Source organism: Pseudomonas sp. HMWF006 (assembly GCF_003061205.1).
GTDB classification, from domain to species: Bacteria; Pseudomonadota; Gammaproteobacteria; order Pseudomonadales; family Pseudomonadaceae; genus Aquipseudomonas; species Aquipseudomonas monsensis.
Genome location: NZ_QAIU01000439.1, coordinates 1 through 338 on the forward strand (window position 1 = coordinate 1; position 338 = coordinate 338).

Consider the following 338-nt stretch of genomic DNA (forward strand, 5'->3'; position numbering starts at 1 on the left):
ACTCGCTTCAGCCAGAACCATCGCCCATGACGCCGCCGCCCTGTTGCCGGCAGCGCAGCGCCGGACGCTGCTGGGGATTGCGCAACTGATCATGCTGAGTGAGCTGGCGGTGAACCGGGCGCTGGATAATCTGCAATTGCCTCAATAGCAGGGATCTGTGACAAGGACTGAGCAGGGCGTTGTGGCCGCTGACGCCTTCGCGGGCAAGCCCGCTCCCACAGGGGACGGTGTTGCCCACAAACCTGTGTTTACACGCACAACCTGTGGGAGCAGGCTTGCCCGCGATGGCGGCCTCACAGCCAGCACAAGTCTTAATGCATAAAAAAACCGCCGCCCCG

General features: G+C 62.4%; 1 protein-coding gene. It reads left to right on the forward strand.

Annotation, left to right across the window (positions count from 1 at the left end):
- On the forward strand, positions 1 to 148 hold a 148-nt coding region (locus DBR24_RS34875), incomplete at its 5' end, for a DUF6124 family protein (protein ID WP_371921322.1).
- Positions 149 to 338 lie beyond the last annotated feature (190 nt).